At 65.6% G+C, this 18382-nt stretch carries 17 protein-coding genes; 11 read left to right on the top strand and 6 right to left on the bottom strand.

All coding sequences use genetic code 11. The annotated features are described in order from the left end of the window. The first annotated feature begins 246 nt into the window (after nucleotides 1-246). From GQY20_RS12740 to ruvX, 3 genes are all read left to right on the top strand, one after another. Nucleotides 247-2511, top strand: coding sequence for a putative bifunctional diguanylate cyclase/phosphodiesterase (locus GQY20_RS12740; protein ID WP_198350945.1), 2265 nt, complete (start codon nucleotides 247-249; stop codon nucleotides 2509-2511). 493 nt (nucleotides 2512-3004) lie between these two features. Then, nucleotides 3005-4075, top strand: a complete 1071-nt coding sequence (locus GQY20_RS12735; RefSeq protein ID WP_198350944.1) for a DUF3089 domain-containing protein — start codon at nucleotides 3005-3007, stop codon at nucleotides 4073-4075. Nucleotides 4076-4160: 85 nt separating this feature from the next. Then, nucleotides 4161-4625, top strand: coding sequence for a Holliday junction resolvase RuvX (gene ruvX / locus GQY20_RS12730; RefSeq protein ID WP_157217836.1), 465 nt, complete (start codon nucleotides 4161-4163; stop codon nucleotides 4623-4625). Nucleotides 4626-4646: 21 nt separating this feature from the next. On the opposite strand, the gene GQY20_RS12725 is transcribed toward ruvX, so the two are convergent. Further along, a complete protein-coding gene (locus tag GQY20_RS12725; RefSeq protein WP_157217478.1) occupies nucleotides 4647-5195 on the bottom strand; it encodes a hypothetical protein in 549 nt (182 codons plus the stop codon). 99 nt (nucleotides 5196-5294) lie between these two features. Here GQY20_RS12725 and GQY20_RS12720 point away from each other — a divergent pair, with 99 nt between their 5' ends. Beyond that, complete coding sequence (locus tag GQY20_RS12720; protein ID WP_157217477.1) at nucleotides 5295-6290, top strand: aspartate carbamoyltransferase catalytic subunit; 996 nt, start codon at nucleotides 5295-5297, stop codon at nucleotides 6288-6290. Further along, nucleotides 6287-7510: a dihydroorotase gene (locus tag GQY20_RS12715; RefSeq protein ID WP_157217476.1), complete on the top strand. Its 1224-nt coding sequence runs from the start codon at nucleotides 6287-6289 to the stop codon at nucleotides 7508-7510. The genes GQY20_RS12720 and GQY20_RS12715 overlap by 4 nt, the downstream gene beginning before the upstream one ends. A 45-nt stretch (nucleotides 7511-7555) precedes the next feature. On the opposite strand, the gene GQY20_RS12710 is transcribed toward GQY20_RS12715, so the two are convergent. From GQY20_RS12710 to GQY20_RS12700, 3 genes are read right to left on the bottom strand one after another with little or no spacing between them, the layout of a single operon-like run. Further along, nucleotides 7556-8908 carry an SPOR domain-containing protein gene (locus GQY20_RS12710; RefSeq protein WP_157217475.1) on the bottom strand — a complete coding sequence of 451 codons (1353 nt, stop codon included), beginning with the start codon at nucleotides 8906-8908 and terminating at the stop codon, nucleotides 7556-7558. A gap of 16 nt (nucleotides 8909-8924) precedes the next feature. Beyond that, nucleotides 8925-9386, bottom strand: coding sequence for a hypothetical protein (locus GQY20_RS12705; RefSeq protein WP_157217474.1), 462 nt, complete (start codon nucleotides 9384-9386; stop codon nucleotides 8925-8927). An 11-nt stretch (nucleotides 9387-9397) separates the two neighbouring features. After that, nucleotides 9398-10114, bottom strand: coding sequence for a ParA family protein (locus tag GQY20_RS12700; protein ID WP_157217473.1), 717 nt, complete (start codon nucleotides 10112-10114; stop codon nucleotides 9398-9400). 190 nt (nucleotides 10115-10304) lie between these two features. Here GQY20_RS12700 and GQY20_RS12695 point away from each other — a divergent pair, with 190 nt between their 5' ends. Both GQY20_RS12695 and GQY20_RS12690 read left to right on the top strand, forming a co-directional pair. Next, nucleotides 10305-11291, top strand: a complete 987-nt coding sequence (locus tag GQY20_RS12695; RefSeq protein WP_157217472.1) for an SPOR domain-containing protein — start codon at nucleotides 10305-10307, stop codon at nucleotides 11289-11291. A 133-nt stretch (nucleotides 11292-11424) separates the two neighbouring features. Next, entirely contained in the window at nucleotides 11425-11703 is a 279-nt protein-coding gene (locus GQY20_RS12690; protein ID WP_157217471.1) for a hypothetical protein, read from the top strand. 52 nt (nucleotides 11704-11755) lie between these two features. Here GQY20_RS12690 and serB read toward each other — a convergent pair whose 3' ends face one another. After that, the gene (gene serB, locus GQY20_RS12685) at nucleotides 11756-12637 is read right to left on the bottom strand and encodes a phosphoserine phosphatase SerB (protein ID WP_157217470.1); all 882 of its coding nucleotides are present in this window, start codon (nucleotides 12635-12637) and stop codon (nucleotides 11756-11758) included. On the opposite strand from serB, the gene miaA reads away from it, so the two are divergent. The 4 genes from miaA to ilvC all read left to right on the top strand — a co-directional run bounded on the left by miaA (nucleotide 12630) and on the right by ilvC (nucleotide 17186). After that, on the top strand, nucleotides 12630-13613 hold the full coding sequence (miaA, locus tag GQY20_RS12680) for a tRNA (adenosine(37)-N6)-dimethylallyltransferase MiaA (protein ID WP_157217469.1): 984 nt from the start codon (nucleotides 12630-12632) through the stop codon (nucleotides 13611-13613). The genes serB and miaA overlap by 8 nt on opposite strands. Nucleotides 13614-13720: 107 nt before the next feature. Beyond that, a complete protein-coding gene (locus tag GQY20_RS12675) occupies nucleotides 13721-15469 on the top strand; it encodes an acetolactate synthase 3 large subunit (protein WP_157217468.1) in 1749 nt (582 codons plus the stop codon). Next, complete coding sequence (gene ilvN / locus GQY20_RS12670) at nucleotides 15469-15984, top strand: acetolactate synthase small subunit (protein ID WP_157217467.1); 516 nt, start codon at nucleotides 15469-15471, stop codon at nucleotides 15982-15984. The genes GQY20_RS12675 and ilvN overlap by 1 nt, the downstream gene beginning before the upstream one ends. A gap of 182 nt (nucleotides 15985-16166) precedes the next feature. Then, nucleotides 16167-17186 carry a ketol-acid reductoisomerase gene (ilvC, locus tag GQY20_RS12665; protein WP_157217466.1) on the top strand — a complete coding sequence of 340 codons (1020 nt, stop codon included), beginning with the start codon at nucleotides 16167-16169 and terminating at the stop codon, nucleotides 17184-17186. Nucleotides 17187-17236: 50 nt separating this feature from the next. Here the strand turns inward: ilvC and GQY20_RS12660 are convergent, their stop codons facing one another. Further along, nucleotides 17237-18379: an epoxide hydrolase family protein gene (locus GQY20_RS12660; RefSeq protein ID WP_157217465.1), complete on the bottom strand. Its 1143-nt coding sequence runs from the start codon at nucleotides 18377-18379 to the stop codon at nucleotides 17237-17239. Nucleotides 18380-18382: the final 3 nt, after the last annotated feature.

Genomic DNA, 18382 nt, shown 5'->3' with positions numbered 1-18382 from the left:
CTTTCGCACCTCAGAAGGCGGGGTGAGGCGCGGCGGAAGCCCGACAGCTGGCGTTAATCGCGCCGGGCACAGCCAGGGCTCCAATCGTGCTCGATCGCTATATTCCCCATATCTCATGCGCCGTTTTGTGGACGTCGTGGCCCCATTTATTTTCAATATCGTAATCATTGCCACTCCATATGGCCAAGGATGGGATGGAACCGTGCCGCTTTGAGGAGGACAGCTGCGCAGCCGCTGAGCCGGCGCGTGCGCATCCTGCTCATCATGTTCCTGTCCTGTGCGCTGATCGGCATGCTCGGCGCAGCTTCCCCGCTCGAAGACGTGCTGCGGATCGGACGTGAATATGCGCGTCGCCATCCCGCTCCGCAAAATGTGGTTATCGTCGGGATCGACGACCGCAGCCTCGCCGAATTCGGCCGCTGGCCTTGGTCGCGTCAACTCCATGCCAGGCTGGTGGATGACCTTCGGCGGCTGAACGCGCGCCGCATCTTCTTCGACGTCGGCTTCTTCGCTCCCTCCACGCCGGCGGAAGATGCCACGCTGGAACGAGCGCTGAAACAGCCCGGCTCGCGCGTCACCCTTGCCGCCCGCTATCTCGTCAATGCGGCGAACGGCGAACGCACGGATCTGCTGCCTCTGCCGCGCTTCGCTCCCCATGCCGACGTTGCGTCGATCGACTGGGACTATGCAAGCGGCGGTCAGGTGCAACGCCTCCCGCTCGGCGTGCATATCGGCGGGCGCCTCATTCCCTCTTTGTCGGCGGCGATCTCCGATACGCCGGCCACCGAAGGCAGCTATCCGATCGATCTTGCGATCGATCCGCAATCCGTACCCGAGATCAGCGCGGCCGCGATCATCGATCGCAGCGTGCCGGCCAGCGCGATCGCCGGCAAGGACGTCGTGATCGGTGCAACGTCTCAGCAACTCAACGACAATTGGCTGCAGCGCGGTTACGGGCTGGTGCCGGGCGTACTGATTCATGTGCTCGGCGCGCAGACGCTGCAGGCGGGGCGGCCGATCGAGATTTCCTGGATGGTGCCTTTCGCGCTCGCCACGCTGGTGATGCTGCTATCCTTCACGCGGCTGCGACGGCGATATGTGATTGCGGCGATGACGGCGACGATCGGCGCACTGCTTCTCGCGCCGCTGGCGCTGGACATGCACCGGATCTGGACGACGGTGGCGCCGGCCCTGCTGCTTGCGCTCTGTGCCCTGGGCTGCGAGGCTTGGCGCAGCTATCGCGAATATTATCGCGGCCAGGCGAAGATCAACGCCATATCCGGCCTGCCGAACCTCACCGCACTGATGGAGAGCAAGGACGGCGATCAGACCGCGCTGGTCGTCGCCCGGATCCGCAATTTCGCGGAGATCCATGCCACGCTCCCGCCCGGCGAGGCGCGTGCATTGGCTGAGCAGATCACGCAGCGCTTCTCGCTCGGCAATGCCGCGTCGCGCATCTATCAGGGCGATGAAGGTATCTTCGCGTGGTTCCACGAAGGCACGCTGGACGAACTGCCCGACCATCTCGAAGCCTTGCACGCCATCTGCCGCGCACCCGCGATCGTGGAGGATCGCCGGATCGACCTGCGCGTCGTATTCGGCGTCGACATCAACACCGATCGCGCGCTGCCCAACCGCCTGGCCAGCGCCTTGCTCGCCGCCGACGAGGCCGATCAGGCGGGTGACCGCTGGACCGTCTATGAAGGCGCACCGGGCGAGGAAGCGGCCTGGCGGCTCTCGCTGCTCGGTCAACTGGACGAAGCGATCGCGGAGGGGCAAATCTGGGTGGCGTACCAACCCCAGCTTGCCATCGCGTCAGGCCGACTGGAGAGCGCCGAGGCGCTGGTACGTTGGACACATCCCGAAAAAGGCAATATCGCCCCCAACGACTTCATTTCGGCAGCGGAGCGCGGCGGGCGCATCGGCAATCTCACCTACTTCGTGCTCGAGCGCGCGCTGGCCGACGTCCGGCTGATGAATGAGCAGGGTCATCCATTCAGCATATCGGTCAATCTCTCGCCGCTGCTGCTCGCCGAGTCCGATCTCGTACTCCGCGTTCAGTCGCTCCTTCGACGGTACGGCATCCCGCCGCATAGGTTGACGCTCGAAATCACCGAAACGGAGAAAATTGTCGACAACCGGCGTGCCATAGCCGTGCTCACTGATCTGCGTGCCGCAGGCATCGCCATCTCCATCGACGACTATGGCACCGGACGGTCCACCCTCGAATATCTGCGCACCATTCCCGCCGACGAACTGAAGATCGATCAGTCCTTCGTGCGCAACATGGCGCGCAATCCGGGCGACCGTCTAATGGTTGAATCCACGATAGAATTGGCACACTCGCTCGGTCATCGCGTGGTGGCGGAGGGCGTCGAGGACGAGGAAGCGTTGCGCATCCTCGTCGCAGCCCGCTGCGATCTCATTCAGGGCTACCATATCGCGCGGCCCATGCCGTTCAGCACCCTTGCTTGCCAGCTACTCAAACGGGAGCCTACGAAAGCGGCATAGATAAACCACTTGTTAACCATATAGCCCATGGTTAATGTTCCGTTACGGTGTCCGTTACGGCGCCGGCCTTATGTCTATGAGGATCGGAACATGAGCATTTGGGATTATATCCTCGGCCGTGGCCACAGCGGTGGCGGCGTCACGGGTTGAACGATAAGCGCCTGTTTCCTGGCGTTTCAGCTTAGATCAACAGATATTGGCCGGTGGATATGATCCGCCGGCCAATTTCTTTCGAACACGCTTCCCGATGATTCCGGGCTGCCAATTCGGTCCTGCTGCGATTCGATGAGATGGGCGCCATTAACCGAATCGCCGGTCCGCATTGCCCCAAGCCGTTAACCAAGCTGGGCCACACCTTTCTCCTCCATCGTCTTGACCGAAGGCCATTCTTGGCGACTAAGCGCTTGCCAGAGCGGCCGGCCATGCCGCGCCGCACAACCGGAGACATCGCGTGCCGGCACGCATTTTTTTATACGTCATCGCAGGATTGATCATGCTGACGCTCGCGAGTGCCTTCGCCTGGAATCTCTTTCCGACCCAGATCATGCGGGCCGCGCTCGTCCCCGGCACAGCTTATTCCCCGCCCAGGGAGCCGGCGCCAGACTATGCCCAGCCGGCCGCCTGGCTTGCCCGGCCAGGCCTCGCCGCCGATCCGTCGCGCTGGCTGCCCGCCGGCGTATCGCATGCCGCCGCGCCACAGGCCGCCATCTTCTATGTCGCGCCCTCCGTCTATTACCGCCGCACGAGTTGGAACATGCCGATCGGCGATCGCGATGGCAGGCGGTTGCTGCGCCAATACGCGATGAGCCAGGCAAGCGCGCTCACCAGCGCAGGTCCCGTCTGGGCTCCGCTCTACCGACAGGCGACACTCGGCGCACTGCTGACCAAAAGCAGAGATGCCGACGCGGCGATCGAACTCGCCTATAGCGATGTGGAACGCGCCTTTGCTGCCTTTCTGGCTGCCATCCCGCCGGCACAGCCGATCGTCCTTGCCGGACACAGCCAGGGCTCGCTGCTGCTCACGCGCCTGCTCGCCCGCCATATTGCCGGCACCCCCGTCGCGCAGCGCATAGTCGCGGCCTATATCGTCGGCTGGCCGGTCTCGGTCGAGGCAGACCTGCCGGCACTCGGGCTCGCAGCGTGCCGTGCTCCGGGCCAGGCGCGCTGCATCCTCTCCTGGCAGAGCTTCGCCAACCCCGCCGATCCGTCGCAGGTGCGCGAGATATTCGACGGCTCGCCCAGCTTCACCGGAAAGCCCCGCAAGGGCACGCACATGCTATGCACCAACCCCCTGACCGGCGCGCCGGATACCAAGGCGCCCCGATCGGCCAATCTCGGCGCGCTCGTGCCCAACGCGAGCCAGGAGGGTGGCGTGCTGGTACCGGGCGCCGTACCCGCCGCCTGTTCGCCGGCCGGCGTGCTGCTGATCGGCGATGCACCGGACGGCTTCACCGGCTTCGTGATGCCGGGCGGCAATTACCATATGTTCGACTATGCTCTGTTTTGGGCGAACGTTCGCGCCGACGTACAAGCGCGTACGCATGCCCTTGTCGCGGAACGCTGATCCCTACAAGGCCGGCCACGCTGCAGCGGTTTCGTCGCCGCCGAAAGCGGGTGCCCTTCACGCGTCGATGCTCTATCTGCGCGCCATGATCGAGACCGATGCCGCCCGATTCCGTGCCGCCCTGCCGCGCGGAGGCCGCCTCGCTGGCCTGGACGTCGGCACCAAGACGATCGGCGTCGCGCTGTGCGACGCGCAATGGACCATCGCCAGCGCTGCCGAGACGATCCGGCGCACCAAGTTCACCGCGGATCTGGCCGCGCTCAGGACGCTGTGCGAACGGCAGCTGGTTCAGGGGATCGTCATCGGCCTGCCGCTCAACATGGACGGCAGCGATTCACCGCGTACGCAATCGACACGCGCCTTTGCGCGCAACTGCGCGCCGCTCGCCCTGCCTATCCTGCTCTGGGACGAACGCTGGTCCACCCAGGCGGTCACGCGCGCGCTGCTGGAGGCCGATGCCAGCCGGCGTCGGCGTGACGAACTCGTCGACAAGATGGCGGCGGCCTATATCCTGCAAGGTGCGATCGACGCGCTGGCGGGGATAGGGTGAGCTGCGCAAGCCGAACCGCGTCTAAGCGCCCGCGCCCGGCCGCATCCGCCCGATCACCGAAAAGCTGATCCGGCCGCGCCGATCGCCGGTTCCCGGCTCGAACTCTTGTCCGGACGAGAATGCCATCGCACAGAGATCGATGACGGTCATGGCGACGCCCTCACGGCTGGTGACACTGCAGCCCGACAAAGTGCCGTCGGGCGCGACACTGTAATCCGCCGTGATTCCGGACAGCTTGACGCCGGCAACGGGTGCGCCCGCGGGCGGCTGAATCGAAGCCGGCCCCATGTCTATCACGATCGAGGCCGCCGCGAGCTGCGTCCGATCGCCGCCAAGCAGCAGATCGAGCACGCCGGGCTGCTGAAACGCCTCGCAGCCGCCCTCGGTGAAATCAGGCGGCACCGCTCCCTGCACGTCGACCTTGCACGAGGCTACTCCGCCCTGTGTATCAAGTGCGATCTGCATCTCGGAATGGACGGGCGCGAATGGCAGGCGGCCGGCCGCATCCGCCGGCGCGGCCGCGGGATCCGCCATCGCCATCGCCATCGCCATCAACGGGGACAGGGTCATGCATTTCTCCTTCGATGCGCTCTATCCTAGCCATGGGCGAGCGGCTTCGCCATGCAGGCTGTTCCCTTCCGCCGAAGCTTCGTTTAGGGGGACGCTTTAATGTCCGACATAGCTCCCCGCCCCCCTGCCACGCCCGAGGGCGTGCACCCGTTCCCGCATCGCCATCTGACCGGCATCCAGGGGCTGCAGCCCTGGGAGATTATGTTCCTGCTCGATGAAGCGGAACAGTGGATCGCGCTCAATCGCGGCTCGGCTCAGGCCCGGCACGACCATCGTCTGGCCGGTCTCACACAGATTAATGCCTTCTTCGAAAATTCGACCCGCACGCTGCTGTCGTTCGAGATCGCCGGCAAGCGGCTGGGCGCCGATGTGGTCAACATGGCCGTCGCGCAATCGAGCGTGAAGAAGGGCGAGACGCTGATCGATACCGCGGTGACGCTGAACGCCATGCATGCCGACGTGATCGTGATTCGTCACGAAGCGTCGGGCGCGGTCGATCTGATCGCCGACAAGGTCGATTGCCCGGTGCTCAATGCCGGCGACGGGCGGCATGAGCACCCCACCCAAGCCCTGCTCGACGCGCTGACCATCCGCCGCCGCAAGGGCCGGATCGAAGGGCTCACGGTCGCGATCTGCGGCGACGTGCTGCACAGTCGCGTCGCCCGCTCGAACATATTGTCGCTCACCGCGCTCAACGCGCAAGTGCGTGTCGTTGGCCCCCCGACCCTCATCCCCGCCGCGATCGATCGCATGGGCGTGAGCGTGCACACCGATTTCGACGAAGGGATAGCGGGCGCGGACGTGGTGATGATGCTGAGGCTGCAGCGCGAGCGGATGGCGGGCGGATACGTCCCCTCCCCGCGCGAATATCATGCGCTCTACGGGTTGACCCCGGATCGGCTGAAGCAGGCCGCGCCTGACGCGCTGGTGATGCATCCGGGACCGATGAATCGCGGCGTGGAGATCGACTCTGTAGTGGCAGACGATCCCGACCGTTCGGCGATCACCGAACAGGTGGAGATGGGCGTGGCGGTCCGCATGGCGTGCCTCGACGTGCTGACCCGAACGCGGCGCGGTGTGGAGGGCTGGGCATGAACCCGCTCGCCATCGTGAACGGCAGGCTGGTCGACCCGGCCGGAGGGATCGACGCGGGTGGCCTGCTGATCGCCAATCGCCAGATCGCGGCCGTCGGCGCGTTCGACATTCCCGTCGATGCCCAAACGATCGATGCCCGCGGCGCGCTGATCGCGCCGGGCCTGATCGACATGGGCATATTCGCCATCGACATTCCGGCCTTCGTGGCCGGCGGCATCACCCGCGCCGCGCTGATGCCCGACCAATCTCCGCCGCTCGACGATTCCGCGCTCGTGCAGCGCGCCGCGGCTGCCGGCAAGCCCAATGTCTGGATTCATCCGATCGCAGCGGCGACACGCGGATTGGCCGGCGCCGAACTCGCCGAGATAGGCCTGATGAAGGCTGCGGGGGCTTGTGGAGTGGCGACCGGTCGAGGCTGGATCGCGGATTCCGGGGTGATGTACCGGCTGCTCTCCTATGCCTCCGCACTCGACCTGCTCGTGATCAGCAATGCCGAGGATGGCGGCCTGGCGGCAGGAGCAGTCATGACCGAAGGCGAGACCGCGACACGGCTGGGCCTGGCGGCCGCGCCCGCCATCGCCGAAAGCATGGCCGTGGCTCGCGACCTGGCTCTTGCCGAGGAGACCGGCGCCCGGCTCCACCTGCGCAAGCTCAGCACCGCCCGGTCCTTCGACCTCGTTCGCGCGGCCAAACGGCGCGGCGTGCGCGTGACCTGTGGCACCAGTCCGGCCTATCTTTTCCTCTCGGATGTCGCTGTCGGTCCCTTCCTCACCTTCACACGGCTGTCACCGCCCCTGCGCAGCGAGGCCGATCGTTTGGCGACGATCGCTGCGGTGGCGGATGGCACTGTGGACGTGCTGTGTTCCGCGCATGATCCGCAGGGCCCGGAAGCCAAGCGCCTGCCCTTCGCCGATGCGGCCCCGGGCATGGCCGGCGCCTCGACGCTGCTCACGCTGACACTCGGCCTCGTGCGGGACGGGGTGATCGACCTGCCTCGCCTGTTCGCCCTTTTGTCTGCCAATCCGGCGCGGCTGCTGGGTTTGCCCGGCGGCGGGCTGGCGATCGGCGGCGAGGCGGACGTGATCCTGGTGGATCCCGAAGCACCCTGGAAGATCGACGCGGATACGCTGCCCGGCGCGGCCGGCAACACGCCGTTCGATGGCCTGCCGGTTCAGGGCAAGGTGCTGAAAACGATCAAGGGCGGCCAGCTGCTCGGCTGACCGCCTTGGCTCTTACGCATTTGCGATGAAAGTTCCGCCGACGGGTCAGCGCGACGCGAGCCGGGTCTGCTCGCGCGAGACCCATTGCACCGGCGCATCACCGGCGCTCGCGCGAACGAAGCAGTCGCCGCCCGATGCGCGGATCTTCTCGCACACCGCCACGGCCTGACCGCGGCTTTCGAAGCCGGCGATCGACAGGCGATGCACGGTCAGCGAGCGGCTGGCGAAGGTGGTGCTCGCGGGGGTGTAGCTGCTGGCCAGCCGCATCCGGCCGGCTATCCTGTTCCAGGCAACGGCGACCCGAGACGTGCTGGAATAGGCGCCGAGCTGCACGACATATTGGCCCCCGCCCGATGTGAGGGATGCATCGACCTTTGCAGCCGGCTTGAGCGGCGTGCGCATCGGCGCGGACGCCAGGCGGGTTTCGGCAGCGCGCGTGGCATAGGACGGCGCGGGCGGCGGCACCGGCGCGTCTTCGGCAGCGCTGCTGACCAGCGACGCTTCGGGCGTCGAAGCAGGCGCAGAAACCACCTCAGCCATGGCGAAGGGCGCAGCTTCGATTGCCGGCGCCGGCTGTGCCTGCGGCTCGGCGGCAGCGAGCGCTGCCTGCACCGCGCTAGGAGCCAGGGCCAGGCGCGCGGGCTGGCCCATATCAGCATGCGGCGTCACGTTAAGCAGCATCGCCACCTGATCCCAAGGCGCGCGGGGATTGGAGAAGTTCGCCCATTTCATCATGCGCAAATCCAGCTCGGCAGGCGAGACATCCTTCGCAGCCGTCGCGCGAGCATCCGTCCAGCGGCCGGAAAGCGCATAGGACAGAGCGAGGTTCTGGCGAGTCTTGGCATCAGCATCCGGCGCATGGGCTGCGGCCTCGAGCAGGCTGACGGCCTGTTGCCGATCACCGGCGAGCGCCAGCGCAAGGCCGAGATCGGCCTGCGGAATGACGCTACGGAAATGATCGAGCGTGGCAAGCGCGCCGTCATTCTGGCCCACCGCGATCTGCGAAAGCGCGAGGCTCAGGGCGGCGCGGCCGTTGTCCGGATCCAGCGTCACGGCATCATGAAAGCTCTGCCCCGCAGATTGGAAGCGGCCCCCGAGCAGATAGGCCTGGCCGAGCAGTGCGCGGTAATTGGCATCGGTCGGGCTGAGCCCCACCATCTGCTCGGCCGCGGGAATGGCTTTGTCGGGACGATGCGCCTTGAGAGCGTCGGAAACGCTGCGGGCAAGTTTTGCCGCCTGCCGGTCGGCCCTGGCCCGATCGATCGGTCTCGCGTCCTTGTGGCCCGGGGTGATGGAAGACAGCGAAGCAGGCTTGCCGCCATTGGCCGTGCAGCCGACGGCGACAATGCCGAGCACGAGCGAGGAACCCGCGAGCTTGAGCAAGGTGGTGGTCTTCATCGTCCCTATTCCCCAATCACTTCCCGCCGTCGGCCTGCGCCACGGAGTGCGAGAACTCCTCCACCTCCGGCATCTTCGCGAGGAAAGCATCCAGCGCCTCGGTCACGATCTGCTGCGCAGAACGCCGGGTGACGGCGCACGCGACCCGCAGGCGCAGATGACGCTCCTGATCCAGACGAAGCGTGAAAGCAGCCTTTTCCCGGCCCGGCTTGGCGCGCGAAATCGGCACGACCAGCAGCGAGGCGGCCGGCCGTTCAGGTCGCGGCTCCAGCCTCTCCTGCCGCACGCCAAGGCTGTGTGCGATCTCCGCCTGCTGGCGCGCCGGCGGCGTCGGCTGTTCGCCCACATCGTTCCAGCCGAGATCGTCGTCGGCCCCATCGATCGGCATCAAGGGCTGCGGGCGCATCGCCGGGCGGGCAAAACCCTTGCGGGCGAGGAGGCCTGAGGTAAGCGACGCGAAGGATTTGGTCTCGGCCATGCTCCGGATCCTCACTGTCCGATCATGCGGCGACCGAAGCCGCCCGTCGGACGCAGGGCCGGGCCGGCCATGGCAGTGCCGGGAACACTGAACACGGTTCGCCGGAAATTCTTCTCGAGCCGATCGGAGACATAGCCCCAGAGCGCTTCGATCTCCTGCGTCGAACGACCTTTGGCGTCGACCTCCATCACGGTGCGTCCATCGATCATCGAGGCAGCGAAATCCGTCCGATGATGGACGGTCACCGGCGCGACGGTGCCATGCTGCGACAGTGCGACAGCCGCTTCGAACGTTATTCTCGCCTTGGGTGTGGCTCCGTTGACGACGAACAGCAGCGGCTTGCCCGCGCGCTCGCACAGATCCACGGTAGCGCCCACGGCGCGCAGATCGTGCGGACTGGGCCGAGTCGGGATGAGCACGAGCTCGGCAACCTGGATGACGCTGTGGATCGCCATGGTGATGGCCGGCGGCGTATCGATCACAGCCAGGCGAAACCCCTGCTGCCGAAGGGTTTCCAGATCCGTGGCGAGACGCGCCACGGTGGTCTGCGCAAAGGCCGGAAGCTCGTCTTCCCGTTCGTTCCACCAGTCGGTGAGGGAACCTTGCGGATCAATGTCTATCAGGACGACCGGTCCACCGCCCGATCGCTGGGCCTGAACGGCGAGATGACCCGACAAGGTCGTCTTGCCCGATCCTCCCTTTTGCGATGCCAGCGCCAATACCCGCATGCCTGCCCCTCGGCCCTTCCCCAATCCAGGGCCGAAATGCCATACCTGTGGCTAAAAACTGGTTAATCCATCGGGATAGCGATTAGCCTTTTTTGTCCCGCAACGGGATGTGCGGCAAATTTTGCTAAGACATGATTAGCCCTATGTGGCAAGAACCCCGGGATGTTCGCGTCCGTCGAGGGGAAGACGAATGAGGTTTGTCGCCACGTTTGCGTTGGCCGTGGCTGCCATGGGGGCGATTGTCGGAACCGCGGCTACAGCCTCGGTAAAGGACGGTGTGGATGCCTGGCAGCGCGGCGATTATGCGACTGCGGTGGCACAATGGAAACCGGCTGCGGAAGCCGGCGACGCCGATGCCCAGTTCAATCTTGCACAGGCATATAAGCTGGGCCGTGGCGTGCCCACCGACCTCGGCCAGGCACAGAGCTGGTACCAGAAGGCCGCCCAGCAGGGCCACGAGCAGGCCCAGGCCAATCTCGGCCTCATCCTTTTCCAGAATGGCGATCGCGCTGCGGCGATGCCCTGGATCCAGAAGGCCGCTGACCATGGCGAGCCGCGCGCGCAATATGTGCTTGGCACCGCAATGTTCAATGGCGAACTGGTGACCAAGGACTGGGTGAAGGCCTATGCGCTTATGACGCGCGCCGCCGCCGCCGGCTTGCCGCAGGCGACGACCAGCCTCACCCAGATGGATACCTATATCCCTGCCGATCAGCGCCGGCAGGGCCTCGCCCTCGCCGCGGAGATGGCGAAGAGCCAGCCTTCATCGAGCATGGCCGACGCGCAGCCGCGCTCGCCGAGCCCGACGCCGCCACCCCCGCCCCGTCCCGCAATACGCACCACCGATCTGCCGCCTTCGGCACCAGCGGCCGCAGCCTCGCCGCCACCGCCGCCCGCCGCCGCGCCGGCGCGCGCGATCCCCTCGCAGGCACAAGGCAGCGCCCCCATGGCAGGCGAAGGCGGCTGGCGTATCCAGCTCGGCGCCTTCAGCAGCGCCGCCACTGCCAGGACATTGTGGACGCGCGTCAGCGGCCGGCTGCCCGGCGCACGCTCCTATGTCGTCGAAGCCGGACCGATCACGCGGCTGCAGGCCGGCCCCTATCCGAACCGCGCCGCCGCGGCGCGCGCCTGTTCCGAACTGGTCGGACAGCCCTGCTTCCCGGTCGCCGCACCGTAACTCGCCAGGGCGGCAATATGCTGATCAGGCGAGCCTGATCAGCGACGGGCTGCACCGTTAACCATTTCTTGGCGCTTGGCCGGGATGCTGGCCGTCGATGGGGACCAGGCGAAACTTCACGATTCGGCCGGTAATGGCATCACGCTGGCGCCGCCGGCGGATGTGCATCCTCATAGCCGAATCCGCCGCCCCGGCCGCATTACGCGAGATCACCGGGGCGCATGCGTTCCTCGAAACCAATGCCCGGCCGGAAATCGGCCGGATGGTCGAGCTGCGTCATCCCGAAGCCGGGAGCATCCAGGGCCGGGTGATCGAAGTGAAGGACGATGGCATAGGCATCAGCCTGGATCGCGGCGAAAATGCGGTCGCCTTCGCCCTCGCTGCCATCGCAGCGGATATGAGCAGACCTTGAAGCAGGCCTTCCAGCCCTTCCCGTTTCGTCCAGACGCCTTCAGCTGCCGCGATCAGGCCTCTGCCCACTCCGCCCGGGCGTAGCCCTGCGCGTAGAGCAGCGCCGAAAGATCGCCATGCGCGATCCGCGCGGCAGCCGCAGCGGCCGTCTTCGGCTTTGCGTGATAGGCGACGCCGAGCCCGGCCGTCTCGATCATCGGAATGTCGTTCGCGCCGTCCCCCACCGCGAGCGTCGCGTCCGCGGCAATGCCCAGGGTCGCGATTTCGGCAAGCAGGGTTTCCTTCTTTGCCGCCGCGCCGACGATCGGACGGCGCACCGTGCCGGCGAGCGCACCGGCCGTAATTTCGAGCGTGTTGGAGATGGCGCGATCGAAGCCGATCTCAGCGGCGACGCGATCCGCGAAAACGGTGAAGCCGCCCGACACCAGCACGCTGCGTGCGCCATGGGCCCGCATGGTGCGGATCAGCGGCTTGGCACCGGGCATGATCTTGACCCGTTCCGCATAGCAGCGGTCGATCGCGCCGGCATCGAGCCCCTTCAGCAGCGCGACCCGCGCATCCAGAGCGCCTTCGAAATCGAGCTCGCCGCGCATCGCTCGCTCGGTCACCTCGGCGATCTGCGCCTTGATCCCCGCATAGTCGGCCAGCTCATCGATGCACTCGATGGTGATCATCGTCGAATCCATGTCGGCGACGAGCAACCGCTTGGCGCGCCCCTCCTCGGGCTGCACTATCACGTCGACTTTGTCGATCAGGCCTTCCAGGGCAGCGCGCGCGGCGACCGGATCGCCCGCGAACGGCACGTCGGATGCATAGCAGCGCTCCACCCAGCGGCCAACGCCGGGCGCGAGGCCAGCGTCGGCCAACGCGTCGCGCGCGGCAGAAATATCGCCCCCCGCAAGACCCTCAACTGCTATCAGCGTGGCGATGAACAAACCGGCCGCTCCTTCCCTTCCGCCCGTCGCGCTTATTGCGGGGCCGACCGCCAGCGGCAAGTCGGCTCTCGCAATGCGGCTCGCAGAAATTGCGCGAGGAACCGTCATCAACGCGGACAGCGCGCAGGTCTACCGCGATCTGCGGATCTTGTCTGCCCGCCCTTCCCGGGCAGACGAGGCACGCGCGCCGCATCGCCTGTTCGGCCATATAGATGGCGCCGAAAGCTGCTCGGCCGCACGCTGGGCGGCGGAGGCGCGCGCGGCGATCGACGACGCGCATGCGGCCGGACGATTGCCGATCCTGGCTGGCGGCACGGGTCTGTACCTGCATACCTTGCTGAACGGGATCGCTCCCGTGCCCGAGATCGATCCCGACATCCGTTCCGCCGTACGCGCACTGCCGGTGGCGGAGGCCCATGCCGCGCTGGCACACGAGGACGCCAAGGCGGCCGCCCGGCTCCGCGCGACGGATACGACCCGCGTGGCACGCGCTCTCGAGGTGGTCCGCTCGACCGGCCGGACGCTGGCGGCGTGGCAGGCGGAAAAGATCGGCGGGATCGGCCATACCATCCGACTGGTGCCGCTGATCCTGCTGCCCCCGCGCGAATGGCTGCGCGCACGGTGCGATGCGCGGTTCCTGCAAATGCTGGAGCCACATGCGGGTGATGCTCAATCCGGCGAGCCGACGAACGCTATCGACGAGGTACGCGCCCTCCTCTCCCGCGCTCTCGATCCCGATCTACCCGTCATGCGCGCAATCGGTGTGCCGGAGATCGGCGCACTGCTCGCTGGCAAGATCGACCGGGAGACGGCGACCGAGCGGGCGCAAGCCGCCACCCGGCAATATGCCAAACGCCAATTTACGTGGTTCGCCCATCAGCCGCCGTCAGAGTGGGAGCGCGAAACGCGACAACTTGATGATAATATAATCGATGAAACCGTAATAAAATTACGCATCAATGCGTTGACAGGATAATTTCTTACCCTTAGTGCGCCATTTCCCTGATTCACGCGGATTCTCGTCCGCGAGGTTCAAATTTCGCGCGTAATCCCTTATGGGGCGCGCTTCGAAAGGACGGAAAGATGGTTGCGGAACGGAGCGGCGCGCAGATCCTTGTCGAGGCGCTATGCGATCTCGGCGTGGAAGTCGTGTTCGGCTATCCGGGCGGCGCGGTCCTCCCCATCTACGACGAGCTCTTCAAGCAGAAGCGCATCCGCCATATCCTCGTCCGCCAGGAAGGCGGCGCGGCACATGCCGCCGAGGGCTATGCGCGCTCTACCGGCAAGCCGGGCGTCGTCCTCGTCACCTCCGGCCCGGGCGCGACCAATGCCGTCACCGGCATCACGGACGCGTTGATGGATTCGATCCCGATGGTCGTCATCACCGGCCAGGTCGCAACACACCTCATCGGATCGGACGCCTTCCAGGAAGCCGACACGATCGGCATCACCCGTCACTGCACCAAGCATAATTATCTGGTGAAAGATCCGGCGAAGCTCGGCGAGATCGTCCATGAGGCGTTCCACATCGCCACCTCCGGCCGTCCCGGTCCGGTGCTGATCGATCTGCCCAAGGACGTCCAGGTCGCGACCGCGCCCTATCGCAAGCCGGCAGGGCCGGGCACGCACGGTTATCGTCCGCAGGTGAAGGCCGAGACGCACCTCGTCGAGACCGCAATCGAGATGATGGCGGCGGCCGAGCGGCCGATCCTCTATACCGGCGGCGGCATCATCAATTCCGGGCCTGCGGCGAGCCAGATACTACGCGAACTGGCGCGGATCACGGGCGCGCCGGTCACCTCCACCCTGATGGGCCTCGGCGCGTTTCCGGCCTCTTCTTCTCAATGGCTCGGCATGCTCGGCATGCACGGCACCTATGAGGCGAACATGGCGATGAACCAGGCCGACCTGATCGTCTGCCTGGGCGCGCGCTTCGACGATCGCATCACGGGGCGGCTCGATGCCTTCGCGCCGCATTCGAAGAAGATCCACGTCGATATCGATCGCTCGTCGATCAACAAGACGGTGCGCTCGGATCTCGCGCTGGTCGGCGACGTCGGCCGCGTCATGGAAGACATGGTTCGCATCTGGAAGGCGCGCCGGCCCGAGACGCCCGATCTGAAGCCCTGGCTGGCGCGGATCGACGAATGGCGCGCGAAGAAGTCGCTCGCCTATCCGGATTCGGTGAAGGAGATCATGCCGCAGCATGCGATCCGCCGCCTGTGGGAAGCGACTCATCACCGCAACCCGATCATCACCACCGAGGTGGGCCAGCACCAGATGTGGGCTGCGCAGCATTTCGACTTCGAGGGGCCGAACAAGTGGCTGACCTCGGGCGGACTCGGCACGATGGGCTATGGCCTCCCCGCCGCCATCGGCGCGCAGCTCGGCAATCCGAACGCGCTGGTCATCGACATTGCGGGCGAGGCCTCGATCCTGATGAACATCCAGGAGATGGCGACCGCGACCCAATATCGCCTGCCGATCAAGATATTCATCCTCAACAACGAATATATGGGCATGGTCCGCCAGTGGCAGGAGCTGACCTATTCCGGCCGTTATTCGGAAAGCTACAGCGAGGCGCTGCCCGATTTCGTGCGGCTGGCCGAAGCCTTCGGCTGGAAGGGCATGCGGATCGAGGATCCTGGCGAATTGGATGCAGGCATAGACGAGATGCTGAAATATGACGGGCCGGTGATGGTCGATTGCCGGGTAGCGAAACTCGCCAACTGCTTCCCGATGATCCCGTCTGGCGCGGCGCACACCGAGATGCTGCTCCATTCCGACGAAGTTTCGGGCGAACTCGACGATGCGGCGAAGGCGCTCGTCTGATGCACATCAAACCGGAAGCAGCGGAGCGTCACACGCTCTCCCTGACGGTCGACAACGAAGCGGGCATCCTCGCCCGCATCGCCGGTATGTTCACCGCTCGCGGCTATAATATCGAGAGCCTGACCGTGGCGGACATCACGCCCGACCATGCCGTCAGCCGCATCACGATCGTCACCTCCGGCTCGCCCGAGGTGATCGACCAGATCATCGCGCAGCTCGACCGGCTGGTGAACGTCCACAGGGTGACCGACCTCAGCGAGCTCGGCCCGCATGTCGAGCGTGAACTCGCGCTGGTAAAGGTGGTGGGCAGCGGCGATCACCGGATCGAGGCGCTGCGCCTCGCCGAGGTGTATCGTGCCCGGGTCGTCGATGCGACGACGACCAGCTTCGTCTTCGAAGTGACCGGCGGGATCGAGAAGATCGACAAGTTTCTCGAGCTGATGCGCGAGGTCGGCCTTGTCGAGGTCGCCCGGACCGGCGTCGCCGCCATCGCGCGAGGCAAGGAAGCGGCGTGACGCACTAAACCCCTCTCCCCTGCAGGGGAGAGGGAGGGGCCCGCCGCAAAACGGCGGAAGAGTGAGGGCACGGTGCCGTCACGCTCATGCCCTCTCCAACTCCGACTGGGGCCGCTCGCGCGACCCAAGTCTCCGTATCCTCTCCCCGAAGGGGGGAGGAAAGGTCATAAAAGGAAGAGCGAATGCGGGTTTATTACGATCGTGACGCCGACATCGGCCTCATCAAGACCAAGAAGATCGCCATCGTCGGCTACGGCAGCCAGGGCCATGCCCATGCCCAGAACCTTCGGGATTCGGGCGTGAGCGAAGTCGCGATCGCACTGCGCCCGGATTCAGCCACCGCCAAGAAGGCGGAAGAGGCCGGCTTCAAGGTGCTGTCCAACGCCGAGGCGGCCGCCTGGGCCGACATCATCATGATCCTGGCGCCCGACGAGCATCAGGCCGCGATCTACAATGACGATCTCGCCCCCAACCTCAAGCCGGGTGCCGCCATCGCCTTCGCGCACGGCCTCAACGTGCATTTCGGCCTGATCGAGCCGAAGGCGGACATCGACGTGTTCATGATCGCACCGAAGGGCCCGGGCCACACCGTGCGCTCCGAATATCAGCGCGGCGGCGGCGTGCCCTGCCTGATCGCGATCGCGCAGGACGCCTCGGGCAATGCGCACGACATCGCCCTCTCCTACGCTTCCGCGATCGGCGGCGGCCGCTCGGGCGTGATCGAGACCACCTTCAAGGAAGAGTGCGAGACCGATCTGTTCGGCGAGCAGGCGGTGCTCTGCGGTGGCCTCAGCCACCTGATCATGGCCGGCTTCGAGACGCTCACCGAGGCCGGCTATTCGCCCGAGATGGCCTATTTCGAATGCCTCCACGAAGTGAAGCTGATCGTCGACCTGATGTATGAGGGCGGCATCGCCAACATGCGCTATTCGATCAGCAACACCGCCGAATATGGCGACTATCACACCGGCCCACGCGTCATCACCGACGAGACCAAGGCCGAGATGAAGCGCGTGCTGACCGACATCCAGCAGGGCCGCTTCGTCCAGCGCTTCGTGCTCGACAACCGCGCCGGCAATCCGGAGCTGAAGGCAGCCCGCAAGCTGCAGAACGCGCATCCGATCGAAAAGGTCGGTGCCGAGCTGCGCGCGATGATGCCGTGGATCGCCAAGAACAAGCTGGTCGACAAAGCCAAGAACTGAGCTTTTTCTTCATCCTCCCCATGGTTCCGCGATGGGGAGGATGAAGGCAGCTATCTCACCAAGGCAAAACATTTCCGCACTTCGTCCACGAACAGCGCCGGCTGTTCCCAGGCAGCGAAATGGCCGCCGCGATCCAGCGCGTTATAGTGGATGAGGTTGGGTGCAACCTGCTCCATCCACCGGCGGGAAGCCCGCATGATGTCCCGCGGAAAGACGCTTACACCCATTGGCAGTTCGATGGTCGCTCCTCCGAAACTGCGAAAGCTCTCCCAATAGAGCCGGGCCGACGAGGTGCCAGTCGCCGGCAGCCAGTAGAGCATGATGTTGTCGAGCATATCGTCGAGGCTCAGCGCATCCTCGGGCTCGCCTCGATTGTCGGTCCAGGCCCACATCTTCTCATATATCCACGCCGCCTGACCGACCGGTGAATCGGTGAGGCCGTAGCCCAGCGTCTGCGGCCGTGTCGACTGCTGCTTGGAATAGCCCGAATCCCAATCGAAATAATGTTTGAGAGAGGCTTGCGCCTCCTGCTCTTGCTGGGTGGCTTCTGGGAACATCTGCTGCACCGCTGCGGGCACGACGCACATGTTGACGTGGATGGCGGCGCAGCCCTCCGGTTTGAGCGCGCCGATCGCCATCGTGACCGCCGAACCCCAGTCTCCTCCCTGCGCCACCCAACGGTCATAGCCGAGGCGCTTCATCAGCACCGCCCAGGCCCGGGCGATGCGCGCGATGTCCCAGCCGGTTTCACGCGGCTTGTCCGAAAAGCCGTAGCCGGGAAGAGACGGGATGACGAGATGGAAGGCATCGGATGCGCTTCCGCCGTGGGCGGTGGGATTGATTAGCGGCCCGACCGTCTTCATGAACTCGACCACCGATCCGGGCCAGCCATGGGTCAGCAGCAGCGGCAGCGCATCCTCATGGGGCGAGCGCACATGCAGGAAATGGATGCCCAATCCGTCGATTTCCGTGCGGAACTGGCCGAGCGCGTTGAGCTTTCCCTCGCATACCCGCCAATTGTAGCGGCGGCGCCAATGCTCGCAGAGCGCGCGAACCTTGGCGAGCGGCGCGCCCTGAGACCAGTCGTCGACCGTCTCGCGCTCGGGCCAGCGCGCCTGATCGAGCCGATGGTAGAGATCTTCAATGTCGGATTGCGGAATGGCGAGAGTAAAGGGCGTGATCGCGTCGCTCATGTC

Source organism: Flavisphingomonas formosensis (assembly GCF_009755815.1).
Classification (GTDB): domain Bacteria; phylum Pseudomonadota; class Alphaproteobacteria; order Sphingomonadales; family Sphingomonadaceae; genus Flavisphingomonas; species Flavisphingomonas formosensis.
Note: the sequence above shows the minus strand (reverse complement) of the source record. Positions and strands in the feature narration are given on the sequence as shown.